The 14,857-nt window shown below is 42.3% G+C and carries 14 protein-coding genes; 13 read left to right on the top strand and 1 reads right to left on the bottom strand.

Annotated elements, in window-relative coordinates; translation table 11 throughout:
* The first annotated feature begins 260 nt into the window (after positions 1 to 260).
* From JOC94_RS13995 to JOC94_RS14055, 13 genes are all read left to right on the top strand, one after another.
* Positions 261 to 881 (top strand): DJ-1/PfpI family protein, encoded by a 621-nt coding sequence (locus JOC94_RS13995; protein WP_077113660.1) that lies wholly within the window; start codon positions 261 to 263, stop codon positions 879 to 881.
* Positions 882 to 1,861: 980 nt separating this feature from the next.
* The gene (locus tag JOC94_RS14000) at positions 1,862 to 2,608 is read left to right on the top strand and encodes a MerR family transcriptional regulator (protein WP_077113661.1); all 747 of its coding nucleotides are present in this window, start codon (positions 1,862 to 1,864) and stop codon (positions 2,606 to 2,608) included.
* Positions 2,608 to 3,255 (top strand): GAP family protein, encoded by a 648-nt coding sequence (locus JOC94_RS14005; RefSeq protein WP_077113662.1) that lies wholly within the window; start codon positions 2,608 to 2,610, stop codon positions 3,253 to 3,255. The genes JOC94_RS14000 and JOC94_RS14005 overlap by 1 nt, the downstream gene beginning before the upstream one ends.
* A gap of 31 nt (positions 3,256 to 3,286) precedes the next feature.
* Positions 3,287 to 3,937, top strand: a complete 651-nt coding sequence (locus JOC94_RS14010) for a DUF4097 family beta strand repeat-containing protein (protein WP_077113663.1) — start codon at positions 3,287 to 3,289, stop codon at positions 3,935 to 3,937.
* A 152-nt stretch (positions 3,938 to 4,089) separates the two neighbouring features.
* Complete coding sequence (locus tag JOC94_RS14015; protein ID WP_077113664.1) at positions 4,090 to 4,806, top strand: class I SAM-dependent methyltransferase; 717 nt, start codon at positions 4,090 to 4,092, stop codon at positions 4,804 to 4,806.
* 264 nt (positions 4,807 to 5,070) lie between these two features.
* A complete protein-coding gene (locus JOC94_RS14020; protein WP_083717702.1) occupies positions 5,071 to 5,754 on the top strand; it encodes a response regulator transcription factor in 684 nt (227 codons plus the stop codon).
* Positions 5,747 to 6,841 carry a sensor histidine kinase gene (locus tag JOC94_RS14025; RefSeq protein ID WP_077113666.1) on the top strand — a complete coding sequence of 365 codons (1,095 nt, stop codon included), beginning with the start codon at positions 5,747 to 5,749 and terminating at the stop codon, positions 6,839 to 6,841. Before JOC94_RS14020 ends, JOC94_RS14025 begins: the two co-directional genes overlap by 8 nt.
* Before the next feature lie 74 nt (positions 6,842 to 6,915).
* Positions 6,916 to 7,758, top strand: a complete 843-nt coding sequence (locus tag JOC94_RS14030) for a M15 family metallopeptidase (protein WP_077113667.1) — start codon at positions 6,916 to 6,918, stop codon at positions 7,756 to 7,758.
* 456 nt (positions 7,759 to 8,214) lie between these two features.
* Positions 8,215 to 9,813: an amidohydrolase gene (locus JOC94_RS14035; protein WP_077113669.1), complete on the top strand. Its 1,599-nt coding sequence runs from the start codon at positions 8,215 to 8,217 to the stop codon at positions 9,811 to 9,813.
* A gap of 237 nt (positions 9,814 to 10,050) precedes the next feature.
* Entirely contained in the window at positions 10,051 to 10,728 is a 678-nt protein-coding gene (locus JOC94_RS14040) for a PspA/IM30 family protein (RefSeq protein ID WP_077113670.1), read from the top strand.
* 117 nt (positions 10,729 to 10,845) lie between these two features.
* Positions 10,846 to 11,874: a TFIIB-type zinc ribbon-containing protein gene (locus JOC94_RS14045; RefSeq protein WP_077113671.1), complete on the top strand. Its 1,029-nt coding sequence runs from the start codon at positions 10,846 to 10,848 to the stop codon at positions 11,872 to 11,874.
* Positions 11,871 to 12,665, top strand: a complete 795-nt coding sequence (locus JOC94_RS14050; RefSeq protein WP_139345714.1) for a TPM domain-containing protein — start codon at positions 11,871 to 11,873, stop codon at positions 12,663 to 12,665. Before JOC94_RS14045 ends, JOC94_RS14050 begins: the two co-directional genes overlap by 4 nt.
* 21 nt (positions 12,666 to 12,686) lie before the next feature.
* The gene (locus tag JOC94_RS14055; RefSeq protein ID WP_077113672.1) at positions 12,687 to 13,664 is read left to right on the top strand and encodes an SPFH domain-containing protein; all 978 of its coding nucleotides are present in this window, start codon (positions 12,687 to 12,689) and stop codon (positions 13,662 to 13,664) included.
* A 729-nt stretch (positions 13,665 to 14,393) separates the two neighbouring features.
* On the opposite strand, the gene JOC94_RS14060 is transcribed toward JOC94_RS14055, so the two are convergent.
* Positions 14,394 to 14,840 (bottom strand): CoxG family protein, encoded by a 447-nt coding sequence (locus tag JOC94_RS14060; protein WP_077113673.1) that lies wholly within the window; start codon positions 14,838 to 14,840, stop codon positions 14,394 to 14,396.
* Positions 14,841 to 14,857 lie beyond the last annotated feature (17 nt).

Here is a 14,857-nt window from a genome sequence, read left to right on the forward strand (position 1 = left end):
CAGGGAACTCTTCTTGCACAAAGATGATCACAGAGCTGTGCTTTTTTGGGGAAAAATTCAAATGAAGGAAAAGGAAATACTCTTTCACTTAGTAGGGGCCTATCGAGCCAAAAGAAATACTCTCCAAATGAGTAGCTATACGATCGAGGAAAAGAAAATACGGTCCAATTTGGAAATTGTGCTTTTTACAACATGAATCATTCTCATTTACATATACCCAGATAGGGTATATAATGTCGAAGAAAGGAGCTGGAATAGGAATGAAACAATTCCATGTAGGAATCTTGATCTTCGACGATGTTGATGCCATGGACTTCGTTGGTCCATATGAAGTTTTTAATTTATCTACCAATAAAGAAAGTGATGTACCCAAGTTATTTTTAAATCAATTGCCCCTAAAGGAAAAGCCGTTCCTTGTAAATACTGTTTCGGTAGATGGCGAGCCAATAACGGTTCATAATGGCTTAAAAGTGCAGCCTGATTTCAGTTTTGATACAGCGCCCGGCTTTGATGTGATTGTTGTCCCGGGAGGGCCATATCGTGGCATCAAAAATGTATCTGGCCATGCAAGCATTATCGACTGGATCACGCAACAGTCAAAAAAGAGTTTGATTGTTTCTGTATGTACCGGGGCTTTTCTTTTAGCGAAGGCAGGATTGTTGAATGGAAAAAAAGCCACAACGAATCAAGCGGCGTTACATCTCTTGCAAAAGTCTTATCCTGAAATCGAGGTCATTCGAGACGTCAAATACATAGATCAAGGAGACATCGTGACATCGGCCGGCATATCATCCGGGATTGACATGTCCCTTTACATAGTTGAAAGACTTCTCGACGAAGAAGCGGCTATTCGAACGGCAAACACGATTGAATATCATTAGGAATATCTGAATATGCGGCTTTGTTGAACGAGAATGGCTTGAAGGATTGTGGAAAGTCACAAATACTATGATTATAAAACTATTAATTGGTTTGTATTTCCCAAGTTCGGATCGTATCAGTATCCCGTGCTGTCTTTAAAGACTGCATGGGTGCTTTCTCCTTCTGCATTTGGCTTCCGCACGCCCTGTCCTTTCTCCCCCTGCATGTGGCTTGCGCACGCGTCCCTGTCCTTTCGTTTTTTTTCTTGCGTATTCACTTCCCGTATTTACCTCCCCGTGCTCAAAACATATTTAAGCGACGCTTTTTCCGGTAAGTTTGATGATTGCCTGTCCCCCAATGTATTGCTACAACTGTAGCAGTTTTGAACACTTCACTCGCTTTTTCATCCTCATTTTGTTTATTAATGTCTTATTCTTTAAAAACATCAAAAGTTTTTGCGCCATTTGCTATATGAAGAGATATACATTTGCCCTCATTTGTGAGTTTGGCGAGCTATCTATAATGGTCCTTAAAGCAGATGGCGAGCGCATTGTTAATCCGACTGCGGTCACACATGATGCGAGGCCACTAATAACTGGAAGCCGCCGCATGCTCGTATTTTCGTGAGGGATACAGTAAAAAAGATAAACGTAATATCCGAAGCGGAGGTCTCCTGATCGGAGAGGCAAGGGTAATAGGGAATATGCTGTCCGGACTGCGCATAACTACGCCCCGTCACTCTTTGGTATCCCATCCTTGATCACCAAAATAAAAGAACGGCATTATTTATTTAAATATCTCGCACAAGATTAAAACAAAGCTTGCATGGTTTTGTCGAATATGGGTGATGATCTTTTCAAATGTCTCTTAAACAGATGAGTTGATGGCCTCCATAAATATCGCACAGTTTTTTTAAAAATTGGCTTAAATGATAGTTGAAAATGACGTTACGTCATCTTGTATACTGATGTTAAACACTCTATGTGAGGTGAAGTTTTCATTGCTATCCATTAAAGAAGTAAAAAAGCGGACCGGGGTGACAGTGAGGACGCTGCGTTATTATGATCAAATCGGATTGCTTCTTCCGGCGGGCAAGACGGAAGGAGGACATAGGTTATATGGAGAAAGAGAACTGATAAAACTGCAAGAAATTCAATTTTTAAAGTCGCTGGGCTTCAGTCTTGGCGAGATTAAAGAGATGCTTTCGAATGAACGGAATTGGACTGAGTGTTTGCAAGATCAGTTGACTTTTGTTTCCAATGAAAAGAAGAAATTGGAACAAATGGAAATGACCTTGCAAGGATTATTAAACGAAATAGCGATAGATGGTGAAGTGGATCTATTGAAAGTTCAGCACTTAATTAAGCTATATACAAAGGACCCTAACAGCAGAGACATATACAGGAAACAGGTATTTAATGAATCAGAAATGGAGCTATTGAGACAGCTGCCCAACATCAATCGAACCGATCCTGATACATTGGAGTGGATTTCCTTGCTAGCGCAATTGAAGAAACATATGGACAAGGGGCCGGAAGCACCACAAATCCAAAAAATTATCAGACGCGTATTTGAAAAGTCGGAAGAAGCTTTTGGGAATAACGACGAATTTCTGGAAAAGGTCTGGCAAGTCCGGAAGTCTCCGGAAGCATCGGAAAAGGCCGGATTTTATCCGATTGAACCGGAAGTGCTGGATTTTTTTGAAGCGGCTTCCGATATTTATTTGAGTAAAAAAGGAGATTTGTGATGAGTACGGCCTTATTGCTTTCAGTAGGGGCATTGGCGCTGTTGGATACACTAAGCCCGACGATTTTGGGAGTGACCGTCTATATGCTCCTTTCGGAGAGAAGTAAAGTCGCGGGCAGGCTGATGGTCTATTTGGGTACTGTTGCGTGTTTCTACTTTGTGGCCGGGCTCATTCTCATGTTGGGATTAGATACTATAACCAGGGCTATTTCCAATATAACCGACAACATGATAGTAAGCAGAGGTATGTTCATCATTGGACTGGCTCTATTGATTGGCAGTTTCTTTGTGCCAACAAAAAAAACTGCTCCTAAAGTGCGGAAGCCGAAGAGTGCAAGCATGCTGGCGATGGTGGCGCTCGGATTCACAACGGGAGTGGTGGAAGTCGGGACGGCGTTGCCTTATTTTGCGGCTATAGGCATTATGACGGCTGCACATTTACATCCGGTGGAGTGGCTCCCCATGCTGGCGGGCTATAATGTGATCATGGTTCTTCCAGGGATTCTGTTGCTGGCGGCACATTGCTTGTTTAAAGGGTGGCTGCAAGGACCATTGGAAAGAATCAGATTATATATCGAAAAAAACTCGGGGTCCGCTCTTTCATGGATGATGACGATCGCCGGCTTGATTTTATTATTGAATTCGTAGTTTTTTGGTGTGTAATAGGGAGGCGAGCAAATTGAAAAAGAAGATGTGTATCTGTTTGGTTTTATCGGTTTTGCTTTTGGCTGGCTGCGCGACTGGTGGCGGAAATAAAAAGGAAACGGCCGATCTTAATAAAATCGAAGCAATCTATATTGATCATGGCAGTACGAACGTTCATATCAATAGTGTGAATCAATCTCAGTTAGAGGCATCTCATTCAAAATTAATCATGGATAAAAGAAAAAAAGAAATCTCTATCAAATTGGAGAAAAGCTTCTTTAATATTGGTCCAAAAATGAACTTTAATAAAAATCTTCACGTGAACATTCCAAAGGATTATAAAGGAAAAATCTTCATCAACGGAGGTTCGGGCAATATCACATCGGAAGAATTAGAAACGGAACATATCGAAGCGACTACAAAGAGCGGCAACATCTCCCTTGAATTTGCCGATTTTCACAGTGATGTTTTTGCCCAAACGGCTAGCGGCAATGTAAATCTTTTATTACATGAAAAGGAGGAACCCGATATCCAGTTAACAACGAAGACGGCTAGTGGCCAGCAAATCATTTCTGTTCCGCTTTTCATTAAACATGGAGATAAAAAAAGAATCGAGGGCAAAGGGGGAAAAGGCTTGTATCAGGTTGATATTGAGACCGCTTCAGGAAACATTACCGTACAGTAAAGCACCAGGCGGCGTAAAAACAGAAGTTTTTAAATGGAAAGGAAGAAACGGTTGGCACGGATACAAATGGAGATGGTTTGTTCTTGTATCGAAGTTGAGGCATTAGCCGCTCTTTTGAATATCATATCAAGAACTTGAACAAAAGGGCGGGAATGAATGTGGAAAGCACCTATCTTAATTGTCTGGCTTTTTTCGGAGTGGGAGGCGCCCACCCAGGCGGTCTGCAATTGACAAAAAACATCTTATCCAGGGAAAAAATCGGTAGCACTACAAAAATCCTTGATGTGGGCTGTGGAACAGGGCAAACTTCTGCCTATATTGCAAAAAAGTACGGCTGTCACGTAACAGCCCTTGATTGTCATACAATTATGATCGAAAAGGCAAAAAAGAGATTTCGCTCGCTGCAGCTTCCGGTCGTTACTTGTTACGGAAGTGCCGAACACCTGCCTTTTGAAGACGAATCATTTGATATGATTTTGTCCGAATCGGTTACTGCGTTTACAGATGTCTCCAAGTCCATACCAGAATACAAACGGGTGTTAAAGCCAAATGGCATATTGCTGGCTATTGAAATGACACTGGAAAATTTGATTACCGAAGCTGAATTAGCCCAGATTCTTCACTTTTATGGGGTGAGGCAACTACTGAGCGAGGCAGAATGGCGTGCCCATTTTCAAAAAGCCGGTTTCCGACAAGTTCTTTCAGAAAATTTCAAGTTGCATCCAGACGCACAGAATATGTGCCATGCCTTGGATTTCTCACTTTCAAAAAATATAGATCCCTCCTATTTTCACACACTCCACCAGCACCAATATTTATCCATGATCTATAAGGATAGATTAGGATGCCGCATATATAGATGCCAGTAAGCTTTCTTGATGGAGAGGAGTTGGTTTTGAAAAGCATATTTTTACAAAAAGCGGAGTGAAAAGACTTCGCTTTTATTTTTATTCCCAGCGACTTTGTCTAGTGTCTTTCTTGGACGGCCCGAGTCCAGAGTCTCATCGCACTCGATAATTTCCCTCCTTTTTGCACAAAATCCCAGTACTGAATCATTTTGTATATGTGCTACTATAAGATAAGGAACTGCCTAAACAGAAAACTTGAATTCACATTCGGATGGTGACGAACAAGTGACAAACATTTTAGTAGCCGACGATGACCAGGATATTGCTGATTTAATATGTCTGCATTTGGAAAAGGAAGGCTTACATACTATCAAAGTGTACAATGGCAAAGAAGCGCTTCATGCCATTCATTCGCAACATATCGACTTGGTCATATTGGACATTATGATGCCGGAAATGGACGGTTATGGGGTCGTTCAGAAAATAAGGGAGCAATATTATCTTCCGGTGATTTTTTTAAGCGCCAAAGCATCTGATTTGGATAAAATAACCGGACTTGTCATGGGGGCGGATGATTACATGGTCAAGCCATTTAACCCGATGGAGTTGGTAGCCCGCGTGCAGGCCCAGCTTCGGCGTTCGAAACTGATAGGTTATTCCACGGAAAAAAATGAAATCATTTCCGGAGGATTGGTTCTGAACGCCGATGAGCGGACCGTTAAACTGTATGGTGAGTCCATCGAATTAACGCCTAAGGAATTCGACATTCTTCATTTGTTGGCAAGCTATCCCAATAAGGTATTTAGTACGGAAAATATTTTTCAGAATGTATGGGGCGAAGCTTATTATGGAAGCAGTAACACAGTGATGGTACATATTCGCGGTTTAAGAAAAAAGTTGAAAGAAGATGGGGATAAAAACAAGTTCATTAAAACCGTTTGGGGAATAGGGTATAAATTCAATGGGTAACATGCTGCGGAGCTTTCGAACCCAGATGATTATCCGTCTCTGCATGAGTATGGCTGCCGCCGGAGGCATCACATACGGACTTTATAAAATTCTTCAGTTTTATTATCAAAAAGAGGTGAGAGCAGAGGATCCTCTTGCGCAAGTCCGCTTGAAGATAGCCGAGATAGGGGATATAAATTTTTTCCTGATCATTTTTATTCCGCTTGCCATCCTGTTTTTCTTCTTTTTCACTAAATCTTACAGTTCTTATTTTAAAGAGATTTCCACTGGGATTCATCAACTGGCAAATGGAGATTTTAATACCCGCGTCCGTATAAGGACAAAGGACGAATTTGGCGACATTGCGGAAGATATTCATAAAGCGGGAGAGAAGTTAAAAGACTCATTGGAACGTGGAGATTTTGCCGAAAGCAGTAAAGATCAGTTAATTGTCAATCTAGCTCATGATTTACGTACACCGCTGACATCCGTTTTGGGATATTTGGACTTGGTTTTAAGAGAGAGCGATCTGACCAAGGATCAAGTTCAGCACTATTTGACAATCGCCCATACGAAATCTGTTCGGCTGGAAAAGCTTATTGATGAGCTATTTGAAGTGTCGCGGTTAAATTATGGAATGTTAAAAATGAAAAAGGAACTTTTAGATCTCGGAGAATTGCTCAGGCAACTAAAGGAAGAATTTTACCCGGAACTTGAAAAAAAACGATTGACAGCCAGAGTGGATGTGACGCCTGATTTACAAATATCCGCGGATGGAGAAATGCTGGCCAGAGTTTTTGAAAATCTGCTTTCGAATGCGGTTCGCTACGGCGCGGACGGCAAATACATTGATATAAGAGCGTATGTTGATGAAGGAGATGCTGTTGTAGAAGTCGTTAATTATGGAAGTTATATTGCTCCCGAAAACGTGTCCCATATTTTTGACGTCTTTTTTACGGAGGAAAAGTCCAGATCTGTCGATCAGGGCAGCACAGGGCTTGGCTTGTTTATTGCCAAAAATATTGTGGAACAACATAATGGGACCATAACCGCCAAGAGTGATCCCGTTCAAACGATCTTTGCGGTGCGACTTCCCATGAAAATTTAAGAAAAACTTAATCATTTCTTCCTGCTTTCTTAAGTGTCCTTTCCTACGATTAACCTTATAGGAGGGAGATTTATATGAAAAAGGCAGGCTCGAGTATTTTTATTTTACTTTTACTAGGGCTTACTGTTGCATTCATTGTTTTTGGACCGGAAAGCGACGTCCGGAAACCGAGCAACAAAGCCGGGAAATCCACCATAACCATTAATAAAGATCATATTTATACGGGCCATCTGTTATTAATCAATCACGACCATCCTGTCCGAAAATCCGGAATGATGAAGGACATTATTCACTTATCGGAAAATACCTTTGTGTCCAAAGGATACGGATTGTTGCGATCAGATATCAGGCTTTCAGAACATGTAGCGAATGAATTTTCGAAAATGGTCAAAGACGCTGAGAAAGAAGGCATTGATCAATTTATGGTAAATAGTGGATTTCGTACCTTTGAAGAACAAAATCGGCTCTACTTAGAAATGGGAGCAGATTACGCCATGCCGGAGGGGTACAGCGAACATAACGCGGGATTCGCATTGGATATCGGTTCTTCTGAAATGAAAATGGAAAAAGCGCCAGAGGGAAAGTGGCTGGAAAAAAACGCATGGAAATATGGATTTATCCTGCGTTATCCCAAGGACAAGTCGGCTATTACTGGAATACAATATGAACCGTGGCATTTCCGATATGTCGGTTTGCCGCACAGCGCTGTCATCCATCAGGAAGGCTTTGTCTTGGAACAATACCTGGAGTATGTTAAACAGAAACAGCATCTATTAGTACGCGTGGATGGGGAGGAGTATGAAGTATCGTATTATGAGTTAACAGATCACCCCTCCATCGAGGTGCGTGTCGGCAATATGTATGAGATATCGGGTGATAATATGGGCGGGGTCATCGTTACAAATTGGGAACCATAAAGTGAAACTTCATTCAGTAGGAGTTTTTTCCATCTCCAACTGAATGTTAGTTGAACCAATCGGGCATTTAGGTGCCGTTATCTCCCACTTGGACCTTTTTGTATTCACTCAAGATTTTGCAGTGGGAGTGTTACGGCACCTTACATGCGGGATAAAGTGAAACTTCATTCAGCAGGCGTTTTCCCTACTGAATGTTAGTTGAACCAATCGGGCATTTAGGTGCCGTTATCTCCCACTTGGACCTTTTGTATCCACCCAAGTTTTGCGGTGGGAGTGTTACGGCACCTTACATGCGGGAAAAAAAGATCGTTCGATTTTTGCAAAATACGGATTTCATCTATTCCGGACATTTGTTTCCAACTTCGTTCATTGAGTTACTTGTTGAAATGGACTTTGATAGAATAAAGGGAAGTCTGGATGATTCCCCCTGCACATGGGTTATATGGAGGAATGCACATGTCGAAAATCATTTTTACAAAGGGAAGAATACATACTTTTGATCAACGTCATCCGGTAGTGGAAGCGGTCGTTGTTGAAAATGGAAGAATCGTAGATCTTGGTGCACATAGTGATATGATGTTGCAGTGGGGAAGAAATGAAGTACAAGTCATTGATTTGCAAGGGAAAATGGTGACGCCGGGCCTGATTGACAGTCATATGCATCTGTCGGGAGTTGCTTTTCAGTTTTTGGATTTGAACTTGACAGGAGTCGGGTCCAAAAGAGAGTTGCTGGAAAAAGTCAGGCAAAGGGCAAATACGACTCCATCAGAAAAGTGGTTGTTAGGAATGGGATTTGATGAAAATCTTTTTGATGATGGCGGAATCCCCACGATTCAGGAACTTGATGAAGCGGCTCCGCACTGTCCGGTTTTTATCAAAAGGATTTGCCATCACGCCTTCCTTGTGAACAGTAAAGCACTCGAAATGGCCGACTATCATTCTTCGATGGACGTTCCGGCGGGTGGAAGCGTTGTTCTTGACCCGAATACGAAGAAGCCTACGGGATTGCTGCTTGAAACAGCCTCCAAATTGATTACGGACCGCATTCCGGAAAAGTCATATGAAGAATTGAAGAACGGGCTGGAGCAGGCGATGAAATATTCAATGGAACGGGGATTGACCAGTGTCCATACGAATGACCCGAGCTATTTGGGCGGTTTGGATCAAACATATCAATTGTACGATGAATTGATTAATCGAGAGAAAAATGGGCTGCGCTGCAATTTATTGATCGACTACCCCTTTCTTAACCGCTTAAAGGAAAGAGGAATGTATGCCGGGTATGGCAATGCGTCATTGCGGATCGGCGCGATTAAAATTTTTGCGGATGGCGCATTTGGAAGAAGGACCGCGCTGCTCTCCGAGCCCTATCATGATGCGCCTGGCGAGTACGGTGAAGCGATCCATGATCAGGAAACCCTTTTTCAAATAGTCAAAAATGCCCGGGAATATTCCATGCCGATTGCTGTTCATACAATCGGGGATCAGGCGGTGGACAATGTACTGCGCGTACTCGAGCAATTTCCCAGCGTAAAAGTTCGCGACCGCATCATCCATGTATCGTTGCTAAGAGAGGATGTAATACAACGTTTGGCGAAACCAAGCTTGGTGGCGGATATTCAGCCAAGGTTTGTAGTTGGGGACTTTCCTTGGATACAAGACAGGCTTGGTGAGGAAAGGATACCGTATGTATATGCGTGGAAATCCTTGCTTTCCGCCGGAGTGTTATGTGCAGGCGGATCTGATGCGCCCATCGAACCTGTTGATCCGCTCTTGGGCATTCATGCCGCTCTTACACGGAGGCATCCTGGAGAATCTCACGAGGGCTGGGGTGAAAAAGAAAAACTATCCATGAAAGAGGCCTTGAAGTTATTTACCATTGGCGGAGCATATGCGACGAATGAAGAAGCTGTCAAAGGGACCATTTCAAGAGGAAAGCTGGCGGATATGACCGTCTTTTCAAAAGATCTGCTGGCGATTGACCATGCGGATGAATTATTGAATATAGAAGTTGAAATGACCATCATCGGTGGAGATATTGTTTTTCAAACCTAACAAAGGCGGTGCTGTCCGAAAAGTAATATTTCACCTTGAAAATTAAAAAACAAAACCCAAGAATGCCGGAAAATCAACATTCTTGGGCTTTATATTTTTTAGTGGATTTACTTTAAGTTGGACTTTTTACACAGCCCCTCTTGCATAATGGAAGAAAGTGCTACATGAAAAAGATGAAACTTTTTTTCTCCTAATTCAGTATATAAGTATAAGAAATACATTTTTAGGAGTGTTTAAATGGGGATTTTAGCAAGGTTTAAGGATATTATGGCCAGCAATATGAACGCCTTATTGGACAAAGCAGAGAATCCTGAGAAAATGATCGATCAGTATATGAGAAATGTAAATAGCGACTTGGGAAAGGTAAAAGCTGAAACAGCTTCCGTCATGGCGGAGGAGCAAAGGTCAAAAAGAGCGTTAAATGAGTGTTCTGCTGAAATTGAAAAAATGCAGCGTTATGCGGTGAAAGCATTGGAAGCGGGAAATGAAGATGACGCGCGGAAGTTTTTGGAGAAAAAAGCAACTTTAACGGAAAAAGAACAAGAGTTGCAGCAAGCATACAGCCTGGCCGCCTCCAACGCCATTCGCATGCGGGAAATGCATGACAAGCTTGTGGCTGATATCGGCGAGCTGGAAGCCCGGAGAGCGATGTTGAAAAGCAAGGCCGCCGTTGCCAGGACTCAGGAGCGGATGAATAAAATGGGGTCATCTGTAACAGGAGCGAACGCCTCCATGTCGGCATTTGGTAGAATGGAAGAGAAAGTGGAACGGGCGTTGGATGAAGCGAATGCCATGGCCGAGTTGAATATGGCGCCAAAAGATGACATAGAAGAATTGACTGCCAAATATGATCGTAAGCCGGATGTAGAAGATGAGCTGACCGCTTTAAAAAAACAACTTGAAAATAAAGAATAATATTTTATGAGAAGGCGCTTGAACACAAATAGATAACCTTAGTGTGAGCTGTAGCCCGGGCTGCAGCTTTTGCACTGTTTTAGCAAGTGATTTGAGCGATGAAAGGGGGCGTATCGGTTGGTTATTCATTATAAATGTGCGAATTGCGGGGATGATATGGCCTTTGACAGCGAGACGGGGATGTTGGCTTGCCAAAGCTGTGGAAGGCAAGATCATATAGATCAAATATCAGAAAACTTAAAGACAGTCGTTTTTTCAGATGATGAAGCAAAGGAGTATCATTGTGAAAATTGCGGAGCCGCCTTAATCACAGAAGCGGAGACAGCAGCAACGACTTGCAGTTTCTGTGGCGCGGGGGTCGTTTTGCAGGATCGTCTGTCCGGTGTATTGGCGCCGGCAAAGGTGATTCCTTTTAAAATTAGTAAGGAAGAGGCGATGAGCGCTTTCAAGAAATGGTGTAAAAACGGTCTTCTTACACCAAGAGGATTTATGTCGGCCGACAGGGTCAAAGGAATCACCGGGATGTATGTTCCTTTTTGGCTTTATGACGTAAGCGGCCAAGCGGAGGTGGAGGCAGTCGCTACGAAAGTCAAAAGGTATACAAAGGGAGATTATGAATACACTGAGACGAAATATTATGAGGTGTACCGGGATATCGATTTGTCCTATGTGAAGGTTCCCATTGATGCATCTGAAAAAATGGACGACAACATCATGGATAAACTGGAACCTTTTCCTTATGATCAATTAAAAGACTTTAAAACACCTTACTTGGCAGGATATATTGCGGAAAAATACAACTACGATGATCAAGAGCTTTTCCCTCGTGTTCAGTCCAAGATCAAACCATTCATAGATTCATATATCAGCTCTACCATTTCGGGGTATTCTTCTGTTACATATCGTCGAAAAGATATTGATACTACAAAGGTTCGCAGTGATTATGTCCTGCTCCCCGTCTGGATGGTTTATTATGATTATGATAAAACGGAACATACTTTTGCCATGAATGGTCAAACCGGCAAGATTGTCGGCAAGCCCCCGATCAGTTATTCAAAGGCAGCCGCTTGGTTCGGAGGGATCGCAGGCACTTCATTTATCACGTTGAAGATCGTCTCTCTCCTTATGGGAGGTGGCTTGTGGTGAGGAACTATTTTTTAAAAAACATTTTGCTGATGGCTGTTCTCTTGTTGTTGTCCCTTTTGGTTTTTACAACCGCGGCAGCAAATTCTCCGGAAAAACAAAGAATCTTTGATAATGCCGAACTTTTGAGCAAAAGTGAAGTCAAAAAGCTTGAAGCGCTGGCCAAAAAATATGGGGCGAAAAGAGATACAGATTTTATCATATTGACCACCAAGAACGAGGAAGGCCAAGACACGAAGGAGCTTACCCAAGATTTTTATGATCAGCAGGCGCCGGGCTATGATAAGCCTCATGGAAATACCGTTATACTGACGCTTGATATGAAGAATCGGAACGTATATGTAGCGGGTTTTTACAAGGCGAAAAAATATTTGAACCATGAGCGGGCAGATCTCGTCCGAAAAAAAATTACCCCGGACTTATCTGATGGCAATTACGACAAAGCGTTTCAATCATTTATTAAGACGTCTTCCAAGTACATGGGATTCAGGCCGGGAGTGAATCCGGATAATATCTTATTTAACGGGTGGTTTCAAATCATCGCTTCGCTCGTGATCGCATTAGCGGCGGTTGGCATAATGGCTTTCAATACAGGTGGAAAAGTGACTGTCAACGCGCGCACATACCACGACCAGAAGAATACAAAGGTAAAACAAAGAAAAGACCAGTATATCCGAACAAAAACAACGAAACGAAAAAAGCCTTCCAACAATAGCAGTGGTGAGAGTGCCGGTTCTGGCGGCGGGACCACAAAAAGCGGACATTCCCACAGCGGCAGTATGGGGAAATTTTAGGTTTGAAAGGAATGATCATCGGTGGTATTTTTTAAAAATCAATTTGCTAACGTAGTTGAGTGGGAAGAATTCAGGGACGATATGATTTTTTGGAAATGGAGCAACCGGGAAATCAAAAAAGGAAGCCGGCTCATTATCCGGCCCGGCCAGGATGCGATCTTTTTAAATAACGGAAAAATCGAAGGGATCTTTCAAGAAGAAGGAGATTATAATATTGAATCACAGATTATCCCTTTTTTATCGACTTTAAAAGGATTTAAGTTCGGCTTCAACAGCGGCATGAGGGTTGAAGTGCTGTTTGTCAACACGAAGGAGTTTACCGTGAAATGGGGAACGAAAAACCCCATTAATATTCCCACGCCCCAGCTTCCGGGCGGCATGCCAGTCAGGGCCAACGGTACTTTCCAATTTAAAGTCAATGATTATATCGCGCTGATTGATAAAATTGCCGGAGTAAAAAACAGCTATCTCGTAGAAGATGTAAAAATCAGGATCATCTCCATTCTTGATCAGCTTTTAATGAAGTGGATTTCAAAAGAAGGAAAAGACATGTTTAATTTGCAGGCAAACGCTTTTGAAATTGCCCGGGGAATTCAGGAAGATCTTGACATGCAAATTCTTGATAGCGGCATGACGATCACGGGCTTCCACATTATGAGCTTCAATTATCCGAAAGAAATCCAAGACATGATTACGAAGACTGCTTCGCACGGCATGATCGGAGACCTTCAAACCTATCAGCAAGTATCAATGACGGATGGCATCGCATCCGGTAAGGTTCAAGGCGGCGGAACCGCTGCGGATATGGCCGGAATGATGATGGGGATGAGCATGGCCGATAAAATGATGAAAAATATGAATCAAGACCAGCAGGAGGCGCCCAATCAGACTGGCCAACCGCAAGCAGGGGGAGGAAAATTACCGAATTTCTGTCCGAATTGCGGGGAGAAAACAAGCGGCGGGAATTTCTGCTCGAGCTGCGGGCAGAAGCTGGTGTAAGCGAATGAGAAAAAGGGGACTGTGTAAAAAGTCCAATTTAGAGTTAATACACTAAAATGTAAAGCCCAAGAATGTTGATTTTACGGCAATCTTGGGTTTGTTTTTTAGTTTTCATGCTGCAATATTCCTTTTCGGATAGCCTCTTTAACTATTGGAAAGTCGCGAGCAATTTTCCAAAGTCATGAGTAAATCTAAAAAGTCGCTGACAATTTTCCGAAATCGTGAGTAAATCTAAAAAGTAGCTGGCAATTCCCCAAAGTCATGAGTAAATCTAAAAAGTCGCTGACAATTTTCCAAAATCGTGAGTGAATCTAAAAAGTCGCGAGTAATGACCTGGAATCGGCGAGTAAATTTAAAAAATGGATAGTATTTTCCAATAGTCGCTAGTAAACCGAAATAGTGGATAGTAAATGAAAAAAGTCGCGAATAATCCTAAAAAAGACGAGCAAATTCCAAAGAGTGAATGGATTTAAGCTTTCGAGGGTTTTTTGACAGTCTAAGGCTCCTTATGGATCAGATGAAGGAGCCTTATCTTTTTATGCGGGAACAATTGGGTTTCTGACGATTTTCACTTCGTAGAAAGAAATGTAATTATCAATGATATCATCAGGTCTGCCTCCGGGATCAGGGGAGTGCGCACACCTGCCAAGATGGATGATCATCACCAAGTGATTGTAACGGCGCCTATCTCAGCGTGGTTAAGGGGAATGTGCACTCTTTACAATGCCCTTAACTTGCAAATAGCTTTTGCACATTATCCGCAAACTCGTCGGCGGATTTTTTAACGGTTCCTTTCATTAAAATATCTCCCAATGTAGCTAAACGACCTGTCATTTGCAGATCCATTTCATAATGAATTTTTGTAACATTTTCCTCCACTTCTTCAAGCTGAACAGTCATTTTTGACTTAAATAAACCAGCCAGTTTCATCGGTTTGCCAACCATTTCAACTTTCAGTTCTTCACCTTCCACAGCATCGGCCAGAACCCCATTGGCTTTAAATTTAATGGTCATGAATTTTGTTTTGACAACCATATCTGCTTCATATTCCGTATCACTATGAGCGACTAAATTTTGACATCCTGGTACGCAACTGGCCAGTTTTTCAACATCCATAAAAACCGTCCAAACATCCTCTTTTGCCGCATTGATCGTAAATGAATCTTTTATCTTCATGAAAGTCGTTCCTTTCT

The sequence above is a fragment of the Siminovitchia thermophila genome (assembly GCF_016909185.1).
Lineage (GTDB): Bacteria > Bacillota > Bacilli > Bacillales > Bacillaceae_C > Siminovitchia > Siminovitchia thermophila.

Bases quoted from the DNA above. Each gene is read 5' to 3' on its own strand.
- JOC94_RS14015 (WP_077113664.1), top strand. From the start codon at position 4,090: ATGAATGTGGAAAGCACCTATCTTAATTGTCTGGCTTTTTTCGGAGTG.
- JOC94_RS14035 (WP_077113669.1), top strand. From the start codon at position 8,215: ATGTCGAAAATCATTTTTACAAAGGGAAGAATACATACTTTTGATCAA.
- JOC94_RS14025 (WP_077113666.1), top strand. From the start codon at position 5,747: ATGGGTAACATGCTGCGGAGCTTTCGAACCCAGATGATTATCCGTCTC.
- JOC94_RS13995 (WP_077113660.1), top strand. From the start codon at position 261: ATGAAACAATTCCATGTAGGAATCTTGATCTTCGACGATGTTGATGCC.
- JOC94_RS14030 (WP_077113667.1), top strand. From the start codon at position 6,916: ATGAAAAAGGCAGGCTCGAGTATTTTTATTTTACTTTTACTAGGGCTT.
- JOC94_RS14005 (WP_077113662.1), top strand. From the start codon at position 2,608: ATGAGTACGGCCTTATTGCTTTCAGTAGGGGCATTGGCGCTGTTGGAT.
- JOC94_RS14060 (WP_077113673.1), bottom strand. From the start codon at position 14,840: ATGAAGATAAAAGATTCATTTACGATCAATGCGGCAAAAGAGGATGTT.
- JOC94_RS14040 (WP_077113670.1), top strand. From the start codon at position 10,051: ATGGGGATTTTAGCAAGGTTTAAGGATATTATGGCCAGCAATATGAAC.